At 38.6% G+C, this 17,842-nt stretch carries 29 protein-coding genes; 1 reads left to right on the forward strand and 28 read right to left on the reverse strand.

Features of this window, described 5'->3' with window-relative positions:
- Positions 1–8: 8 nt before the first annotated feature.
- From rpsM to rpsL, 28 genes are all read right to left on the reverse strand, one after another.
- Entirely contained in the window at positions 9–383 is a 375-nt protein-coding gene (gene rpsM, locus RM549_RS02480; protein WP_311494396.1) for a 30S ribosomal protein S13, read from the reverse strand.
- Positions 384–385: 2 nt separating this feature from the next.
- Positions 386–502: a type B 50S ribosomal protein L36 gene (ykgO, locus tag RM549_RS02485; RefSeq protein WP_010519235.1), complete on the reverse strand. Its 117-nt coding sequence runs from the start codon at positions 500–502 to the stop codon at positions 386–388.
- A gap of 121 nt (positions 503–623) precedes the next feature.
- Positions 624–839 (reverse strand): translation initiation factor IF-1, encoded by a 216-nt coding sequence (infA, locus tag RM549_RS02490; RefSeq protein ID WP_014031991.1) that lies wholly within the window; start codon positions 837–839, stop codon positions 624–626.
- Positions 840–846: 7 nt separating this feature from the next.
- Positions 847–2,184, reverse strand: coding sequence for a preprotein translocase subunit SecY (secY, locus tag RM549_RS02495; protein ID WP_311680380.1), 1,338 nt, complete (start codon positions 2,182–2,184; stop codon positions 847–849).
- Positions 2,185–2,195: 11 nt separating this feature from the next.
- Positions 2,196–2,648 carry a 50S ribosomal protein L15 gene (rplO, locus tag RM549_RS02500; protein ID WP_311680382.1) on the reverse strand — a complete coding sequence of 151 codons (453 nt, stop codon included), beginning with the start codon at positions 2,646–2,648 and terminating at the stop codon, positions 2,196–2,198.
- 8 nt (positions 2,649–2,656) lie between these two features.
- Positions 2,657–2,839 (reverse strand): 50S ribosomal protein L30, encoded by a 183-nt coding sequence (gene rpmD / locus RM549_RS02505; protein ID WP_311680389.1) that lies wholly within the window; start codon positions 2,837–2,839, stop codon positions 2,657–2,659.
- A gap of 13 nt (positions 2,840–2,852) precedes the next feature.
- The gene (gene rpsE, locus RM549_RS02510; protein WP_311494400.1) at positions 2,853–3,377 is read right to left on the reverse strand and encodes a 30S ribosomal protein S5; all 525 of its coding nucleotides are present in this window, start codon (positions 3,375–3,377) and stop codon (positions 2,853–2,855) included.
- Positions 3,378–3,383: 6 nt separating this feature from the next.
- Entirely contained in the window at positions 3,384–3,737 is a 354-nt protein-coding gene (rplR, locus tag RM549_RS02515; protein WP_311680411.1) for a 50S ribosomal protein L18, read from the reverse strand.
- A gap of 12 nt (positions 3,738–3,749) precedes the next feature.
- The gene (gene rplF, locus RM549_RS02520) at positions 3,750–4,292 is read right to left on the reverse strand and encodes a 50S ribosomal protein L6 (protein WP_311680418.1); all 543 of its coding nucleotides are present in this window, start codon (positions 4,290–4,292) and stop codon (positions 3,750–3,752) included.
- 19 nt (positions 4,293–4,311) lie between these two features.
- Positions 4,312–4,710, reverse strand: coding sequence for a 30S ribosomal protein S8 (gene rpsH / locus RM549_RS02525; protein ID WP_311680421.1), 399 nt, complete (start codon positions 4,708–4,710; stop codon positions 4,312–4,314).
- Between the two features lie 60 nt (positions 4,711–4,770).
- Positions 4,771–5,040 carry a 30S ribosomal protein S14 gene (gene rpsN / locus RM549_RS02530; protein WP_311484693.1) on the reverse strand — a complete coding sequence of 90 codons (270 nt, stop codon included), beginning with the start codon at positions 5,038–5,040 and terminating at the stop codon, positions 4,771–4,773.
- Between the two features lie 2 nt (positions 5,041–5,042).
- A complete protein-coding gene (gene rplE / locus RM549_RS02535; RefSeq protein WP_311680431.1) occupies positions 5,043–5,594 on the reverse strand; it encodes a 50S ribosomal protein L5 in 552 nt (183 codons plus the stop codon).
- A gap of 2 nt (positions 5,595–5,596) precedes the next feature.
- Positions 5,597–5,908, reverse strand: a complete 312-nt coding sequence (gene rplX / locus RM549_RS02540) for a 50S ribosomal protein L24 (RefSeq protein WP_311680438.1) — start codon at positions 5,906–5,908, stop codon at positions 5,597–5,599.
- 12 nt (positions 5,909–5,920) lie between these two features.
- Complete coding sequence (gene rplN, locus RM549_RS02545; protein WP_311494405.1) at positions 5,921–6,289, reverse strand: 50S ribosomal protein L14; 369 nt, start codon at positions 6,287–6,289, stop codon at positions 5,921–5,923.
- Positions 6,290–6,292: 3 nt separating this feature from the next.
- Entirely contained in the window at positions 6,293–6,550 is a 258-nt protein-coding gene (gene rpsQ, locus RM549_RS02550) for a 30S ribosomal protein S17 (protein ID WP_311484697.1), read from the reverse strand.
- Between the two features lie 18 nt (positions 6,551–6,568).
- Positions 6,569–6,760, reverse strand: coding sequence for a 50S ribosomal protein L29 (gene rpmC / locus RM549_RS02555; RefSeq protein ID WP_311494407.1), 192 nt, complete (start codon positions 6,758–6,760; stop codon positions 6,569–6,571).
- Positions 6,761–6,771: 11 nt separating this feature from the next.
- Positions 6,772–7,191 (reverse strand): 50S ribosomal protein L16, encoded by a 420-nt coding sequence (rplP, locus tag RM549_RS02560; RefSeq protein ID WP_311494408.1) that lies wholly within the window; start codon positions 7,189–7,191, stop codon positions 6,772–6,774.
- Positions 7,192–7,210: 19 nt separating this feature from the next.
- Positions 7,211–7,933: a 30S ribosomal protein S3 gene (gene rpsC, locus RM549_RS02565; RefSeq protein ID WP_311680458.1), complete on the reverse strand. Its 723-nt coding sequence runs from the start codon at positions 7,931–7,933 to the stop codon at positions 7,211–7,213.
- Positions 7,934–7,940: 7 nt separating this feature from the next.
- Complete coding sequence (gene rplV / locus RM549_RS02570; RefSeq protein WP_311498300.1) at positions 7,941–8,348, reverse strand: 50S ribosomal protein L22; 408 nt, start codon at positions 8,346–8,348, stop codon at positions 7,941–7,943.
- An 8-nt stretch (positions 8,349–8,356) separates the two neighbouring features.
- Positions 8,357–8,635, reverse strand: coding sequence for a 30S ribosomal protein S19 (gene rpsS, locus RM549_RS02575; RefSeq protein ID WP_311680460.1), 279 nt, complete (start codon positions 8,633–8,635; stop codon positions 8,357–8,359).
- A 6-nt stretch (positions 8,636–8,641) separates the two neighbouring features.
- On the reverse strand, positions 8,642–9,469 hold the full coding sequence (rplB, locus tag RM549_RS02580) for a 50S ribosomal protein L2 (RefSeq protein WP_311680462.1): 828 nt from the start codon (positions 9,467–9,469) through the stop codon (positions 8,642–8,644).
- 9 nt (positions 9,470–9,478) lie between these two features.
- Positions 9,479–9,769 (reverse strand): 50S ribosomal protein L23, encoded by a 291-nt coding sequence (gene rplW, locus RM549_RS02585; RefSeq protein ID WP_311494412.1) that lies wholly within the window; start codon positions 9,767–9,769, stop codon positions 9,479–9,481.
- 5 nt (positions 9,770–9,774) lie between these two features.
- A complete protein-coding gene (gene rplD, locus RM549_RS02590; protein WP_311680468.1) occupies positions 9,775–10,404 on the reverse strand; it encodes a 50S ribosomal protein L4 in 630 nt (209 codons plus the stop codon).
- On the reverse strand, positions 10,404–11,015 hold the full coding sequence (rplC, locus tag RM549_RS02595) for a 50S ribosomal protein L3 (RefSeq protein ID WP_311494414.1): 612 nt from the start codon (positions 11,013–11,015) through the stop codon (positions 10,404–10,406). Before rplC ends, rplD begins: the two co-directional genes overlap by 1 nt.
- A gap of 193 nt (positions 11,016–11,208) precedes the next feature.
- Complete coding sequence (gene rpsJ, locus RM549_RS02600; protein WP_007094989.1) at positions 11,209–11,514, reverse strand: 30S ribosomal protein S10; 306 nt, start codon at positions 11,512–11,514, stop codon at positions 11,209–11,211.
- Positions 11,515–11,524: 10 nt separating this feature from the next.
- On the reverse strand, positions 11,525–13,636 hold the full coding sequence (gene fusA / locus RM549_RS02605) for an elongation factor G (RefSeq protein ID WP_311680489.1): 2,112 nt from the start codon (positions 13,634–13,636) through the stop codon (positions 11,525–11,527).
- A 4-nt stretch (positions 13,637–13,640) separates the two neighbouring features.
- Positions 13,641–14,117: a 30S ribosomal protein S7 gene (gene rpsG, locus RM549_RS02610; RefSeq protein ID WP_311484707.1), complete on the reverse strand. Its 477-nt coding sequence runs from the start codon at positions 14,115–14,117 to the stop codon at positions 13,641–13,643.
- 79 nt (positions 14,118–14,196) lie between these two features.
- Complete coding sequence (gene rpsL, locus RM549_RS02615; RefSeq protein WP_010230128.1) at positions 14,197–14,571, reverse strand: 30S ribosomal protein S12; 375 nt, start codon at positions 14,569–14,571, stop codon at positions 14,197–14,199.
- Between the two features lie 431 nt (positions 14,572–15,002).
- Between rpsL and RM549_RS02620 the strand changes: the two genes are divergently transcribed.
- Entirely contained in the window at positions 15,003–17,822 is a 2,820-nt protein-coding gene (locus RM549_RS02620) for a SusC/RagA family TonB-linked outer membrane protein (RefSeq protein ID WP_311680508.1), read from the forward strand.
- Positions 17,823–17,842: the final 20 nt, after the last annotated feature.

The raw sequence follows: 17,842 nt of genomic DNA on the forward strand, positions 1-17,842 counted from the left end.
ATTACTTACTATTTAGTCGCTTTTTTCTTGTTAGCAACTGTTTTTCTTCTACCTTTTCTGGTTCTTGAGTTGTTTTTGGTTCTTTGACCTCTTAAAGGCAAACCAGATCTATGCCTGATCCCTCTATAACTTCCAATATCCATTAGACGTTTGATACTCAATTGAACCTCAGTACGTAATTCTCCTTCGATTTGATAATTACCTACAGCTTCACGAATACGACCAATTTCATCATCGTCCCAATCGGAAACCTTTTTACTCTCATCTACTTTGGCCTCTTCCAGGATGCTTTGAGCCCTGCTTTTGCCAATTCCGAAGATATAGGTCAATGCTATAACTCCTCGCTTTTGTTTAGGTATATCAACCCCTGCAATTCTTGCCATAATTAGCCTTGTCTTTGTTTAAATCTAGGATTCTTTTTGTTAATTACGTAAAGTCTGCCTTTCCTGCGTACAATCTTGCAGTCGGCGCTTCTCTTTTTTATTGATGCTCTAACTTTCATCTCTTCAGTTTTTTATGTTTACCAAATGTAAGGCCGTAACTTTACATCCAATATTTGTGCTAGATAATTTTTTTCAGGTTGCAAAAGTACTGAAAAAAAAATTAAATAGTTCAATTCTAAATTAGTATCTGTATGTAATTCGCGCCTTAGTTAAATCGTAAGGGCTCATTTCAAGCTTCACTTTATCTCCAGGCAACAATTTAATGTAGTGCATACGCATCTTACCAGAGATATGTGCAGTCACAACGTGACCATTTTCTAATTCAACACGAAACATCGCATTTGATAATGCTTCAATAATAGTTCCGTCCTGTTCAATTGCTGGTTGTTTTGCCATAATAATATTAAGCTACTGCTTTTCTGTTCTTACCTGATTTCATTAATCCATCATAATGCCTGTTAAGCAAATATGAGTTCACTTGTTGCATTGTATCAATTGCAACTCCTACCATAATTAAAAGCGAGGTACCTCCAAAAAACAAAGCCCAGTTTTGTTGCACACCCAACAAACTCACCACAATTGCAGGGAACACAGCAATTAAGGCAAGGAAAATAGAACCAGGTAAAGTAATTTGTGACATCACCCGATCTAAAAATTCAGCAGTTTCAGTTCCGGGACGAATTCCCGGTATAAAACCTCCGCTTCTTTTAAGGTCATCAGCCATCTTATTCGTAGGTACAGTGATTGCCGTATAGAAATATGTAAATATAATAATCAATAAAGCAAAAACCAGATTGTACCAAAATCCAAATATATCGCTAAATACCGTTGCTAAACCTTGTGCAGTATCAGAATCTGATACTCCAACCACTGCAAGAGGTATAAACATAATTGCCTGCGCAAAAATGATAGGCATAACTCCGGATGCATTTAGCTTTAACGGTATATATTGTCTTGAACCAAAAACGTTTTTCTCATAACCACCAGACGCACTTCTTCTAGCATATTGCACCGGAATTTGACGAACAGCCATAACCAGCATTACAGAAGCAAGAATAATTGCGAACCAGATTACCAATTCAATCAGTATCATAATTAGTCCTCCGTTAGATTCGAAAACCCTGGAAGCAAATTCCTGTATAAATGCTTGTGGCAGAGTGGCAATAATACCAACCATAATCAATAATGAAATACCATTACCAATACCCTTATCTGTTATTTTCTCTCCTAACCACATGGCGAAAATTGTTCCTGTTGTAAGGATTACCACAGAAGAAGCCACAAAAGTTACAGTATCCCCTAACAAAAAAGCACCCTGCGGAAGGGTAGCAAATAGGTTATAAATGTAACCAGGTCCCTGCACTAAAGTAATAGCTATGGTCAACCAGCGTGTAATTTGGTTAATCTTCCGTCTACCACTCTCACCTTCCTTCTGTAATTTCTGAAGATAAGGAATAGCGATCCCCATCAATTGAACTACAATGGAAGCCGAGATATAAGGCATAATCCCTAAAGCAAAAACAGAGGCATTAGAAAATGCCCCGCCTGTAAACGCATTGAGAAGACCTAAAAGTCCTCCATCGGTCTGATTGGCAAGATTAGCCAACTGAGATGCGTCTATCCCGGGAAGAACAACCTGTGCTCCAAAACGATAAACAAGGAGTAAACCGAGGGTTACTAAAATTCTATTTTTTAGTTCCTCGATTTTCCAAATATTCTGAATAGTATTGATGAATTTCATTTGAATATCTATTATAAAGTAACGACTTCACCTCCGGCAGCTTCAATAGCTTCTTTCGCTGAGGCAGTAAATTTATGAACAGATATTTTCAACTTTGCTTTTAATTCACCTCTACCTAATATCTTAACAAGCTCGTTTTTTCCAGCCAACCCGTTTTCAACAAGAACTTCCATATCTACAGTGTCTTTTATTCTACCCTCGTCTACAAGAGACTGAAGGGTATCCAAATTTACACCTTGATATACCTTACGATTTCTATTGTTGAATCCAAATTTAGGAACACGACGTTGAAGTGGCATCTGCCCACCTTCAAATCCAATCTTCTTGGAGTAACCAGAACGTGACTTGGCCCCTTTATGTCCCCTGGTAGCTGTACCACCTTTTCCGGATCCTTCTCCGCGGCCTACACGCTTGCTATTACTTTTAACTGAACCTTCTGCAGGTCTTAAGTTACTTAAATCCATGTGTATTATTATTTTGTTCCTTCTACAGAAACTAAATGTTTAACTTTATTTACCATACCAAGGATGTTTGGTGTGTCATCATGCTCCACCGTCTGACCAATCTTCTTAAGCCCTAATGATTCCAGGACTAATTTTTGGTTTTTACTACGGTTAATAGCACTTCTTACTTTTGTAACTTTAATCTTTCCCATCTCTGTCCTTGATTTATCCTTTAAAAACCTTATCTAACGAAATTCCCCTTTGCTTAGCAACAGTTTCTGCACTACGCAATTGTAATAAAGCATCAAAAGTTGCTTTAACTACGTTGTGAGGGTTAGAAGATCCCTGGTTTTTAGAAAGTACATCATGCACTCCTACTGATTCCAGTACTGCACGAATTGGACCACCAGCGATAATACCTGTACCGGTAGCAGCTGGAAGCAACAATACTCGCGCACCACCATACTTACCTTTTTGCTCGTGTGGAAGGGTTCCTTTAGTTAGAGGAATTCGCACTAAATTCTTTTTAGCATCTTCTACAGCTTTGGAAATAGCATCGGCAACTTCTTTGGATTTCCCTAAACCTTGCCCTACAACACCATTTTCGTCCCCTACTACTACAATAGCGGAAAAACCAAATGCCCTACCTCCTTTAGTAACTTTTGTAACACGTTGTACACCAACAAGACGATCTTTTAACTCCAATCCTCCCGGTTTTACGTGCTCTACGTTTTTATAATCTTGATACATAATTTCTTAGAATTTTAGTCCTCCTTCTCGAGCACCTTCTGCTAATGATTTAACTCTTCCGTGATACAAGTAACCACCTCTATCGAAAGAAATAGTTTCTATTCCAGCTTCTTTCGCTTTTTCAGCAAGGGCTTTACCTACCAAAGTAGCTTGTTCCATTTTACCTTCAGCTGAAGAAATATCTTTATCCCTTGAAGAAGCTGCGGCCAAAGTTTTACCTTCAACATCATCTATTATCTGAGCATAAATTTCTTTATTACTCCTAAAAACAGATAATCTTGGTCGGGTTCCAGTTCCTGCAATATCCCTACGGATACGCTTCCTTATTTTTTGTCTTCTCTTTTCTTTTGAAAATGCCATATCTAAACTTTATTAAGCTGATTTACCTGCTTTTCTTCTTAATTGTTCACCAACAAACTTAATACCTTTACCTTTGTAAGGCTCTGGAGTTCTAAATGAGCGGATTTTAGCCGCAATCTGTCCAACCAATTGTTTGTCGTAAGAAGTCAGCTTTATGACAGGGTTCTTCCCTTTTTCAGAAACTGTTTCTACTTTAACTTCAGGCGCCAAATCTAGCACAATATTATGGGAATACCCAACAGCCAAATCTAATTTTTGACCTTGGTTAGATGCTCTGTAACCTACACCTACCAATTCCAATTGTTTAGTATATCCTTCAGTAACACCAGTAATCATATTATTAACCAAGGCGCGGTACAAACCATGCTTTGCTTTCTGGTCACTCTTTTCAGAAGAACGCTCAAAAGTTATAACTCCTTCTTCGATTTTAAAATCGATATCGGTAATTTCCTGCTTAAGCTCTCCTAATTTTCCTTTTACCGTTATTACTTTTCCATCGATGTTAACATCAACACCTTCTGGAATCGTAATTGGGCTTTTACCTATTCTTGACATTATTTAAGTCTTTTAAGTATTAGTAAACGTAACACAATACTTCGCCACCAACTTTCTCAGCTTGCGCTTGCTTTCCTGTCATTACTCCATGAGAAGTAGAAACAATAGCAATACCTAAACCATTTAAAATTCTAGGTAGTTCGCCGGCACCGGAATACTTACGTAAACCAGGTTTACTTATTCTCTGAATATCTTTAATTACGGACTCTTTAGTAGTTTTATCGTACTTAAGAGCTATTTTTATACTTCCCTGAGCGGTAGTATCTTCAAATTTGTAACTAAGGATATATCCCTGATCGAATAAAATTTTTGTAATTTCCTTCTTAAGGTTAGAGGCTGGAATCGCAACAACTCTATGGTTTGCCGCAACAGCATTTCTAATCCTCGTCAAATAATCTGCAATCGGATCTGTATTCATTTTTGTTTATTTGTGGTAGTGGTTTTCGGAAAACCCGAACCTTCAACCCATTCTATATTCTTACCAGCTAGCTTTTCTTACTCCGGGAATTAATCCATTGTTAGCCATTTCCCTGAAAGTTACACGTGAAAGACCAAATTGTCTCATATAACCTCGTGGCCGGCCTGTTAGCTTACAACGATTGTGCAAACGTACGGGAGAAGCATTTTTTGGTAATTTTTGTAGCGCCTCGTAATCTCCAGCTTCCTTCAAAGCCTTCCGTTTTTCAGCGTACTTTTCCACCATTTTTTGTCTCTTCACCTCACGGGCTTTCATTGATTCTTTAGCCATAATTAATTCTTTTTAAAAGGTAATCCTAGTTCGGTTAACAATGATTTAGCTTCCTTATCAGTAGCAGCTGTGGTAACAAAAGTGATATCCATTCCAGCAATTCTGTTTACTGCATCAATATCAATTTCAGGAAAAATAATCTGTTCTGTAACACCCAGGTTATAATTTCCCCTACCGTCAAAACCGTTAGCCTTAATTCCATTAAAGTCACGTACACGTGGAAGTGCACTGGTTATCAAACGATCTAAAAATTCATACATTCTATATCCTCGTAAAGTAACTTTTGCCCCAATTGGCATACCTTTACGTAATTTAAATGAAGCAACATCCTTTTTAGAAATTGTAGATACTGCTTTTTGACCGCTAATAGCTGTTAATTCATCTACAGCATAGTCAATAAGTTTCTTATCTGCAACAGCTCCACCAACCCCACGGCTTATCACTATTTTCTCAAGCTTTGGCACTTCCATTATATTGGAGTAGCTAAATTCTTCTGTAAGAGCAGATTTTACTCTGTCATTATACTCTTGTCTAAGTCTTGGTACGTATGCCATAACTATATTACTTCATTAGATTTTTTGGAAAATCTCACTTTCTTTCCATCCTCCGTTTTGTAACCAACTCTTGTTGTCTCACCATTTTTATCGATAAGAGCAAGATTAGATATATGTATAGGAGCTTCTTTCTTTTTAATGCCTCCTTGCGGGTTAGCTGCACTTGGTTTCTCATGTTTAGAGATCTCATTTACACCTTCCACAATAGCCTTATTCTTGTCCAGAAGTACTTTTTGCACTTTACCTTCCTGCCCTTTATGCTCTCCGGCAATAACGCGAACTGTATCTCCTGATTTTATTTTAAGCTTTGTCATCTTTTTAATGTATTAAAGCACTTCTGGTGCCAATGATACAATTTTCATGAATTGCTTATCACGAAGTTCTCTCGCCACCGGGCCAAATACACGTGTACCACGCATTTCTCCGGTTGGGTTTAAAAGAACACAGGCATTATCATCAAAACGGATATAGGATCCATCTGGCCTGCGAACTTCTTTCCTGGTACGCACAACAACTGCTGTTGAAACTGCACCCTTCTTAATGTTTCCGTTAGGTGTAGCTTCTTTTACGCTGACAACTATCTTGTCTCCAACAGAAGCGTATCGTTTCTTTGTACCTCCTAATACACGTATAGCTAAAACTTCTTTAGCACCTGTATTATCTGCTACTCTTAGTCTGGACTCTTGTTGTACCATGGTTTACTTCGCTCTTTCAATTATTTCTACTAATCTCCAACTCTTGGATTTACTTAAAGGTCGTGTCTCCATGATCCTTACAGTATCACCTTCGTTGCAGTCGTTTGTCTCGTCGTGCGCTACGTACTTCTTAGTTTTTAAAACGAACTTTCCGTACATAGGGTGTTTTACTTTCTTAACTTCAGAAACCACAATTGATTTCTGCATTTTATTACTTGTAACCACGCCTACACGCTCTTTTCTTAAGTTTCTTTTTTCCATCTTTCAGCAGAATAACAATTATTGTTGTTCTCTTTTATTTAACTCTGTAGCTAGTCTCGCTATGCTTCTTCTTACAGCTCTTAACTGTATAGGGTTCTCCAGTGGCGAAACTGCATGAGCCATTTTCAAATCTGAATATGCTTTTCTAGATTTTCCAAGCTCTTCTTGTAATTCTGCCACAGACAGTTCTTTTACTTCTGATTGTTTCATAAAATTATATATTAAGCTTGATAATCTCTAGCTACAACAAATTTAGTTTTCACAGGAAGTTTTTGTGCTGCAAGACGCAAAGCCTCTTTAGCGACATCCATTGGCACTCCACCAATTTCAAACATAATTCTTCCTGGTTTTACAACAGCTGCCCAATACTCTACAGCACCTTTACCTTTACCCATACGTACTTCAAGAGGCTTCTTTGTAATTGGCTTATCTGGAAATATTTTAATCCAGATAGACCCTTCCCTTTTCATGTAACGAGTAGCAGCAATACGCGCAGCTTCTATTTGACGAGATGTAATGAAACTGGAATCCATTGATTTGATTCCGAAAGTTCCATTTGAAAGTCTATGCCCTCTTCCGGCATTTCCCTTCATGCGGCCTTTCTGTTGCTTACGATATTTTGTTCTTTTAGGTTGTAACATTTTTCTTTACTTTAAAAAATTACTTTCTACGACGTGATTTATTACCACCTCGTGCGGAACCTCCTCCTTTACCTCCTTGTTTCTTTGCAAGACCAACAAGTGGGGAAAGTTCTCTTTTTCCGTACACTTCACCTTTCATGATCCATACCTTAACACCCAGCCTACCATAAGTAGTATGAGCTTCAACTAAAGCATAATCAATATCGGCCCTAAAAGTAGACAAAGGAATTCTTCCATCTTTGTAGGATTCATTACGTGCCATTTCAGCACCGTTTAAACGCCCGGAAATCTGAATTTTGATTCCCTCAGCATTCATCCTCATTGCAGCCGCAACAGCCATTTTTATTGCACGACGGTAAGAGATACGATTCTCAATTTGTCTCGCAACACTAGACGCCACTAAATGCGCATCAAGCTCTGGCCTTTTAATTTCAAAGATGTTAATTTGAACCTCTTTATCGGTAATCTTCTTAAGCTCTTCTTTCAGCTTGTCTACCTCCTGGCCACCTTTCCCAATAATAATACCGGGTCTGGCAGTGGTGATAGTAACGGTTACAAGCTTTAGGGTACGCTCAATAATCACCCTGGATACACTCGCTTTCGAGAGGCGAGCATGGATATACTTTCTAATCTTATCGTCTTCGGCTAATTTATCGCCGTAGTCATTTCCTCCATACCAGTTGGATTCCCATCCTCTGATAATACCAAGGCGATTTCCGATTGGATTTGTCTTTTGTCCCATACTCTTCTTAGCTTTGTGTATTATTGTTTGCTCCAAGCACCAAAGTTACGTGATTGGATCTCTTTCTAATTCGGTGTGCTCGACCCTGTGGTGCCGGACGAAGTCTCTTCAACATACTCCCACCGTCTACACGAATCTCTTTCACAAATAATTCAGCCTCCTCAAGATTTGCATCTTCATTCTTAGCTTGCCAGTTAGCAATGGCTGAAAGCAAAAGCTTCTCAACGCGTCCCGATGCTTCTTTCTGACTGAATTTTAATATCTGAAGCGCTTTTTCTACTTTCTCTCCACGTACCAAATCCGCAACTAAGCGCATTTTCCTTGGCGAAGTAGGGCAGTTATTTAATTTTGCAAAAGCTACCTGTTTCTTGGCTTCCTTTATTTGCTCTGCTCTTTCTCTTTTACGAACTCCCATAGCTTCAATTATCTTTTACCTTTATTTTTTGCACCAGCATGCCCTCTAAACGAACGAGTTGGTGAAAATTCTCCTAATTTATGCCCTACCATGTTCTCCGTTACATAAACAGGAACAAATTGTTTTCCGTTATGCACCGCTATAGTTTGCCCAACAAAGTCTGGAGTAATCATAGAAGCGCGCGACCAGGTTTTGATAACCGCCTTCTTACCAGACTCAATATTTTGAGAAACTTTTTTATCTAATTTATAGTGAACGTAAGGTCCTTTTTTTAATGAACGTGCCATATCTTATTATTTCTTTCTACGTTCTACAATATATTTATTACTCGATTTTGTTTTAGAACGGGTTTTGAAACCTTTTGCAGGTAAACCTTTTCTAGAACGTGGGTGACCACCTGAAGCTCTACCTTCACCACCACCCATTGGGTGATCCACAGGGTTCATAACAACTGGTCTAGTTCTTGGTCTTCTACCCAACCATCGTTTCCTACCGGCTTTACCAGAAATCTGCAATTGATGATCACTATTTGAAACAGCACCAATTGTAGCCATACATGTAGAAAGTATCCTTCTAATCTCTCCAGAAGGAAGTTTAATAGTTGCATATTTTCCTTCTCTTGCCAATAACTGAGCAAAAGCACCAGCACTACGAGCCATCACCGCTCCCTGACCAGCTCTAAGCTCGATACAAGAAATAACGGTACCAAGAGGAATGTTAGCCAAAGGCATTGCATTTCCAATTTCCGGAGCTGCAGCCTCATTGCTTGATACAACATTTTGTCCTACCTGTAACCCGTTTTGAGCAATAATATACCTTTTTTCACCATCCTGATAATTCAATAAAGCGATAAAGGCCGTTCTATTAGGATCATACTGTATACTAGCTACAGTCGCAGGAATACCCTGCTTATCCCTTTTAAAATCAACTACTCTGTAACGTCTTTTATGACCACCACCTTTATAGCGCATGGTCATTTTTCCCTGACTGTTTCTACCACCTGATTTTTTTATCGGAGCCAATAAACTTTTCTCCGGCTTATCAGTAGTAATGGCGTCAAACCCATTAACTACTCTAAAACGCTGACCAGGGGTGATTGGTTTTAATTTTCTAACTGACATTTTTTAATCTTAAAGATTACTGTATAAATCAATAGTTTCACCTTCCGTCACCTGTACTAAAGCTTTCTTATAAGCTGAAGTTTTACCAGTAATCATACCAGACTTTGTATATCTGGTTTTACGATCCGGACGGACATTCATTGTGCGAACTTTAGTAACTGAAACGCCATAAGCAGACTCAACCGCGTCTTTAATTTCAATCTTATTCGCCTTATTATTTACCACAAAAGAATAGCAGTTATTCAACTCGCTATCAGCCGTGGCCTTCTCTGTAATAATAGGTTTTATTAAGACACTCATACCGTTTATTTACTTAAATTCGACTCAATTCCTTCTAGAGAACCTTCTAAAAACACAATATTATTTGCATTTAATATTTTATAAGTGCTTAATTCTGTGCTACTTATAACTTCTGAGGTTTTCAAATTTCGTGATGACAAATATACGTTTTTATTTGACCCACCCAACACTATCAGAGATTTTTTGTTTTCAATGCCTAAGGCCTTCAAAACATCTTTGAAATTCTTGGTTTTTGGTGCATCAAATTGGAAATCTTCCACAACGATGACTGATTTGTCATTTGCTTTAATAGATAAAGCAGATTTTCTTGCCAAACGCTTTAGGTTTTTATTTAATTTAAAACCATAGTTTCTGGGTCTTGGACCAAAAACACGTCCACCACCTCTAAAAATAGGAGACTTAATACTACCAGCACGTGCTGTACCAGTACCTTTTTGCTTCTTAATTTTTCGAGTACTACCAACAATCTCTGCACGCTCCTTAGCAGCGTGAGTTCCCTGACGCTGATTAGCCAGATACTGCTTAACATCAAGATAAACAGCGTGATCGTTTGGCTCTATAGCGAAAACAGCATCAGAAAGGTTTGCCTTTCTACCTGTTTCTTTTCCTTTTATATCTAAAACTGCTACTTCCATTACTTACTAATGATTACGTATGAGTTCTTGTGTCCCGGAACAGCTCCTTTTACAACCAGGAGGTTCTTATCTGCAACGACTTTTAAAACTCGAAGGTTTTCAACTTTTACTTTTTCTCCACCCATTCTGCCGGCCATCTTCATTCCTTTAAAAACTCTTGCAGGATATGATGCAGCACCAATTGAACCAGGAGCTCTTAAACGGTTATGTTGACCGTGAGTCGCCTGACCTACACCACCAAAACCGTGTCTCTTAACAACACCCTGAAAACCTTTACCTTTAGATGTACCTGCTATATCAACAAATTCACCTTCAGCAAAATGCTCCACAGTTATAGCGTCGCCTAATTTGTAATCCCCATCAAAACCCTGGAATTCAACGACTCTACGCTTTGGAGCGCTTCCTGCTTTTTTAGCGTGCCCTGTAGCAGCTTTATTTGCAGTCTTTGCGTCATCGAAACCAAGTTGAAGTGCTTCGTACCCGTCAACCTCATTGGTTCTGACTTGGGTAATTACGCATGGTCCTGCTTCTATCACGGTACAAGGGATGTTCTTCCCATTTTCGTCAAAGATGCTGGTCATGCCTATTTTTTTTCCTATTAACCCAGACATAATTCTTAATTATTATTATTTTATTTCCCTATTCTTTATCTAAAGTTACTCTCCCTATAGGGCTGGGGAAAGAAACTATTTTAAAAAATTCAGGGCAAAAAATACTTTCGCCCTGAATGTATTTTTTTCCGTTTTTCCCTCGCCAACTGCTCAGGACATGTCACCGAAAATGTCAATTTTCGGCCTGTGATTATCACACTTTGATCTCTACCTCTACCCCACTTGGTAATTCCAGTTTCATCAAAGCATCAATTGTTTTTGATGAAGAACTATAGATATCAAGAAGCCTTTTATAAGAGCTTAACTGAAACTGCTCTCTGGATTTCTTATTCACGTGAGGAGAACGTAATACTGTAAAGATTTTTTTATGTGTAGGTAACGGAATTGGGCCGGTAACTACAGCACCCGTAGTTTTTACGGTTTTTACAATCTTTTCAGCAGACTTGTCTACCAGGTTGTGATCGTAAGATTTTAATTTTATTCTTATTTTCTGACTCATGTTCCTAATATTATTCGTTTGATGTACCCTTTGCTGCTTTTATCACGCTTTCTGAAATATTAGAAGGTGTTTCAGCATAGTGAGAAAATTCCATAGTTGAAGTTGCTCTACCTGAAGACAATGTTCTTAGTGTGGTTACATAACCAAACATTTCAGAAAGTGGTACTTCAGCCTTTACAACTTTAGCTCCAGATCTGTCAGACATATTATTGACCTGACCTCTTCTTCTGTTAAGATCACCAACAATATCACCCATATTTTCTTCCGGAGTAACAACTTCCATTTTCATGATTGGTTCAAGAATAACAGCTCCTGCTTTTTTAGCAGCTGCCTTGTACCCCATTTTTGCAGCCAATTCAAAAGAAAGTTGATCAGAATCCACTGGGTGGAAAGATCCGTCTTTTAAAACAACTTTTAAAGTATCCATCTGGAATCCAGCAAGAGGACCATGTTTCATAGCCTCTGCAAATCCTTTTTGCACTGAAGGAACAAATTCTTTAGGAATACGCCCACCTTTAATTTCATCTACGAATTGCAGACCGGGACCCTCAAAGTCTGCGTCTGCAGGACCCATTTCAAAAACAATATCAGCAAACTTACCACGACCACCAGATTGTTTCTTATAAACCTCCCTATGATCTGCACTCCTGGTTACTGTCTCCTTGTATTCAACCTGAGGCTGACCTTCGTTCACCTCTACTTTAAATTCTCTTTTCAAACGATCCACCAAAATCTCGATATGCAATTCACCCATACCAGAAATGATAGTCTGTCCTGAATTTTCATCGGTTTTCACCTGGAAAGTTGGATCCTCTTCAGCTAATTTAGCCAAAGCCATACCCATCTTATCCACATCGGCCTTAGTTTTAGGCTCGACAGCAATACCAATTACCGGCGCAGGGAACGTCATAGATTCCAAAACAATAGGATGATTTACATCTGTAAGGGTATCTCCTGTTTTAATATCCTTAAATCCTACCGCTGCCCCAATATCTCCAGCTTCAATTTTATCTATAGGCTCCTGTTTGTTAGAATGCATCTGGTAAATACGGGAAATACGCTCTTTTTTACCTGAACGCACGTTTAACACGTAAGAACCAGCATCGAGAGTTCCCGAATACGTTCTAAAGAAAGCCAAACGCCCTACAAAAGGATCGGTAGCAATTTTAAAAGCAAGGGCTGAAAATGGAGAATCCACATTCGGCTTACGCTTCTCTTCTTCACCTGTTTCAGGGTTAGTACCCTCAATAGCTTCCACATCTACCGGAGAAGGCAAATATCTCATAACAGCATCAAGCATTGCCTGAACACCCTTATTTTTAAAGGCAGAACCGCACATCATAGGTATAATAGACATATCTATAGTAGCAGCTCTTAAGGCAGCAATGATCTCGTCTTCTGTAATAGATTCTTCATCTTCGAAGAACTTTTCCATTAATGCTTCATCATACTCGGCTACAGCTTCCACAAGCTCAGTACGGTATTTTTGAACATCTGCTTTAAGCTCTTCTGGAATATCGATGATCTCGTAAGTCATTCCCATATCCTCATCGCTCCAGATAACTGCCTTCTTAGAGATAAGATCTACAACCCCTTTGAAGTCAATTTCATCTCCAATTGGAACTTGCAATGGAACAGGATTACCTCCCAACATCTCTCTAACCTGCTTACACACATTAAAGAAATCGGCACCCTGACGGTCCATTTTATTTACAAATCCTAAACGTGGAACTTTGTACTTATCTGCCTGTCTCCATACAGTTTCAGACTGAGGCTCAACCCCGTCTACTGCACTAAACAAGGCAACCATACCATCCAAGACACGTAACGAACGCTCCACCTCTACAGTAAAGTCAACGTGTCCCGGAGTATCGATAATATTTACCGTAAATTCCTGATCTCTGTACATCCACTTACAATGAGTTGCAGCCGAAGTAATTGTAATACCTCTTTCCTGCTCTTGCTCCATCCAGTCCATTGTTGCTGCACCATCATGAACCTCACCAATTTTGTGACTTACTCCAGTATAATAAAGGATACGCTCTGTTGTCGTTGTTTTACCAGCATCAATATGAGCCGCAATTCCAATATTTCTTGTATATTTTAAATCTCTTTGTGCCATTTTTTTAGAATCTAAAGTGAGAGAATGCCTTATTAGCTTCAGCCATCTTATGAGTATCCACTCTTCTCTTAACTGCAGCACCTTCTTCTTTAGCAGCAGCAAGGATTTCCGCAGCTAATTTTTGAGCCATAGCCTTTTCATTTCTCTTACGAGCAAAGCTAATTAACCACTTCATAGCAGTTGAAACCTTTCTGTCTGGCCTAATTTGCATAGGGATTTGGAATGTTGCACCACCAACACGCCTGCTTCGCACCTCTACGTGCGGCATAACGTTAGAAAGAGCATCTTTCCAAATTTCCAAACCGGTTTTCTCTTCGTCTTGTTTCTTCTGTTCTACAACATCAATTGCGTCGTAGAAAATTTTAAAGGCAACCGACTTCTTTCCATCCCACATCATCATGTTCACAAAACGTGTAACAAGCTGATCATTAAACTTAGGATCTGGTAAAAGTGGTCTTTTTTTGGCCTGTCTTTTTCTCATTTCTTCTTTGTAATAAGTTAATCGTTAATTGTTATCAGTTAAAAAATTCTCTTCTTAACCTTTAACTTCTAACCTTTTGTTACTTCTTAGGGCGTTTTGCACCGTACTTAGATCTACGCTGTGTTCTTCCTTCGACACCAGCGGTATCCAAAGCACCACGAACGATGTGGTATCTAACTCCCGGCAAATCCTTTACCCTTCCACCTCTAACTAATACTATCGAGTGCTCTTGTAAATTGTGACCCTCTCCCGGAATATAAGCATTCACCTCTTTTCCGTTTGTCAACCTTACCCTTGCTACTTTTCTCATAGCCGAGTTAGGTTTTTTAGGAGTGGTAGTATACACACGTGTACACACCCCTCTCCTTTGAGGACACGAATCCAAAGCAGCCGATTTACTCTTCTTAGTTATTTTGGCTCTTCCTTTTCGTACTAATTGTGAAATTGTTGGCATAATTTCTTTTACCTAATTATTAATAAATTTTACCTCCCCATTTTTAAGGGTTTGCAAAGGTAGTAATAAAAACAAATTATTCAAACGATAATGAATTAATTTTCAGCAGTTTTTAATTTATTGTAGTCACCTCCTACAAAAAGAATAAGAAGCAAATTAAATTATTGAATTTTTCCATTAATAGCGAAAACGATGTGTTTAATTTAGATAAAATTAAATTTCATTGAAAATCACGTAAAAATATGAGGCAAAACAGCTCCTTTTTAAAATTTAACATAAAATATTATTAAATCTTACCTCCTCTAAATTAAGGTAGTAGGAGCAGATGATAGGAATTTTGTAGTAAAATGACGATAATTTGGAAATAACTACTTGTATAATAGACCATTTATCCTCACTTTTATAATGGCTAATTCAAACAAATTATAAAAATGAAAACAAAGTTAAGTAGTATTTTAACGCTATTACTGGCGTTTGTTGTGCACATATCCTTTGCACAGGAAAGGACTATTTCTGGTACGGTGACAGACGAAAATGGTCTGCCCCTGCCAGGAGTAAATGTCCTAATTCAGGGAACATCTACAGGTGTTCAAACGGATTTCGATGGAAACTATTCAATTACGGCAACCCAGGGGGACGTTTTGGTTTTTTCCTTTATAGGTCTGGAAACAGCAGAATATGCTGTGACAAACGTAGATGAAATTGATGTAGTTCTTGCTGAAGATGCATCACAGCTGGACGAAGTAGTAGTCACAGCCTTAGGTATTGAAAGAGAAAAGAAATCCTTAGGATATGCCACACAGGAAGTCGATGGTTCTGAAGTCTCTGATGTTCCTACCCAGAACTTCGTGAATTCTTTATCAGGTAAAGTAGCAGGCCTTAAAGTCAGCTCTTCAGGTACCTTAGGAGGATCATCGAACGTGGTTATAAGAGGTAGTTCCTCATTAACGGGAAACAACCAGGCACTTTTCGTTATTGATGGGACTCCAGTTAGTAATGCCAACAATAACTCAGTCGATCAACAAAGAGGAGCTGGAGGATATGATTATGGTAATGCGGCTTCCGATATTAACCCTAATGACATTGCGTCTATTAACGTATTAAAGGGTGCCGCGGCAACGGCGTTGTATGGAGCAAGAGCCGCCAACGGAGCCATTATTATTGAAACTAAGAGAGGTCGTAAAGGCAAAGGCATCGGAGTTTCTTTAACCTCTACATTGATGGTTTCAAACGTAGATAACAGTACACTTCCTACTTATCAGGATCAATATGGTGCTGGTTATGGACCCTATTATGATACTGGTTATTTCAACTTGTATGATGTGGACGGAGATGGCAATCTTGACGAAGTAACTCCATTTACAGAAGATGCTTCCTACGGTGCCGCGTTTGATGGGCAACCGATCTACCAGTGGAACTCAATTTATCCACAACTGGATACTTACCAACAGGCTACTCCTTGGGAAGCAGGAAGAAACACTCCTAACGCTATATGGGAAACAGGCTATACTTCTATAAATTCTGTGGCATTAGATGGAGGAACAGATAAAAGTTCTTTCCGTGTGAGTGCCACTAACTTTGACCAACAAGGGAATCTTCCGAACAGTGAAATCAAAAGAAATACCTTAATGTTTAGTGGTTCTCATGATTTTACAGACAAATTTACCGCACAAACCAATATCACCTATACCAAAACTGACGGTAAAGGCCGTTATGGCACAGGATATAGCTCGCTAAATATCATGCAGCAGTTCAGACAGTGGTATCAGACAAACGTAGATTTGTATGAGCAGAGAGAAGCTTATTTTGCAACAGGAGAAAATATCACGTGGAACCCAAATAGTCCAGAGAATTTATCTCCTATATATTCTGATAACCCATACTGGACATTGTATGAAAATTACCAGACAGATACCCGTAACAGGTATTTTGGTAATGTTAATCTTAACTATGAGATTAATGATGTATTTAGCGTATTGGGACGATTTACTTTTGACACTTTTGATGAGTTACAGGAAGAAAGAATAAATGTAGGTAGCGCTGGTGTTTCCGAGTACAGCAGGTATAATAATCGTGCAGCCGAGTATAACTATGATCTTATCCTCAACTTTAACAAAGACATTAATGAAGATCTTAATGTCGATGGAAATCTTGGTGCAAATATCAGAAGAAACGAAAGGACATATATTGATGCTGCTACAAACGGAGGACTTAATGCTCCTGGTTTTTACGCATTAACAAATTCTGTGAGTCCGATAAATCCACCTACAGAATATGAAATGGCACAAATGCTTGATGGTGTATATGCCAGAGCAGGTCTTGGATACTTAGATACTTACTATCTGGAAGGAACTATTAGGAGAGATCGTTCTTCAACCCTTCCTATGGAAAATAATACCTTCTGGTATCCTTCTATCTCTACCAGTATACTCCTATCTAACGTAATTGAAGCTGACTGGCTAGATTTTGCAAAATTGAGAGGTAACTATGCCGAGGTAGGTAACGATACTGACCCTTACAATGTCTTTAACACTTATCTTCTAGCAAGCCAAGCTGCTGGATCAGAATTCTCAGCATTTGGCAATGCAGGGTGGGCTACTAATGCATCTTCACTTAACAATTTAGAATTACGTCCAGAACGTATGAAATCTTATGAATTTGGCCTTGAAGTAAACTTCCTGCAAAGATTAATAGCTTTTGATGTTTCTTATTATAACTCCAAAACAGAAGACCAAATAACACCTGTTTCTGTTTCTGCTGCGACAGGGTTCACGTCTAAGTTGTTAAATGCCGGAACTATAGAGAATAAAGGTATTGAGGCTCAATTAACCCTTAATCCTATACGAACTGAAGATTTTCGTTGGACAATGAATTTTAACTGGGCTAAAAATGAAAGTGAAGTTCTTGAGCTAGCAGACGGTATAGATAACTTACAGCTAGATAATGGCCTCCAGGGAGGTATTACCATAAATGCTGCTCCAGGACAACCTTATGGTGCTATTAGAGGAACAGACTATGTTTATGATGATAATGGTAACAGACTAATTAATTCTTCAGGATATTATGAGGTTACACCGAACTCCAATTACATTATTGGAAATATTCAGCCAGACTGGACCGGAGGTGTATCAAACACTTTGCAATACAAGAATTTAATTCTTAGCTTTCTTGTTGACATACAAAAAGAGGAGACATTTTCTCCCTTGATACTTGGTACGGTAATGCTACAGGACTATATGAAAGTAGTGTAGGAATTAACGATCTTGGAAAT

Origin of the sequence: Autumnicola patrickiae, from assembly GCF_031846525.1 — a bacterium.
Taxonomy (GTDB): Bacteria; Bacteroidota; Bacteroidia; order Flavobacteriales; family Flavobacteriaceae; genus Autumnicola; species Autumnicola patrickiae.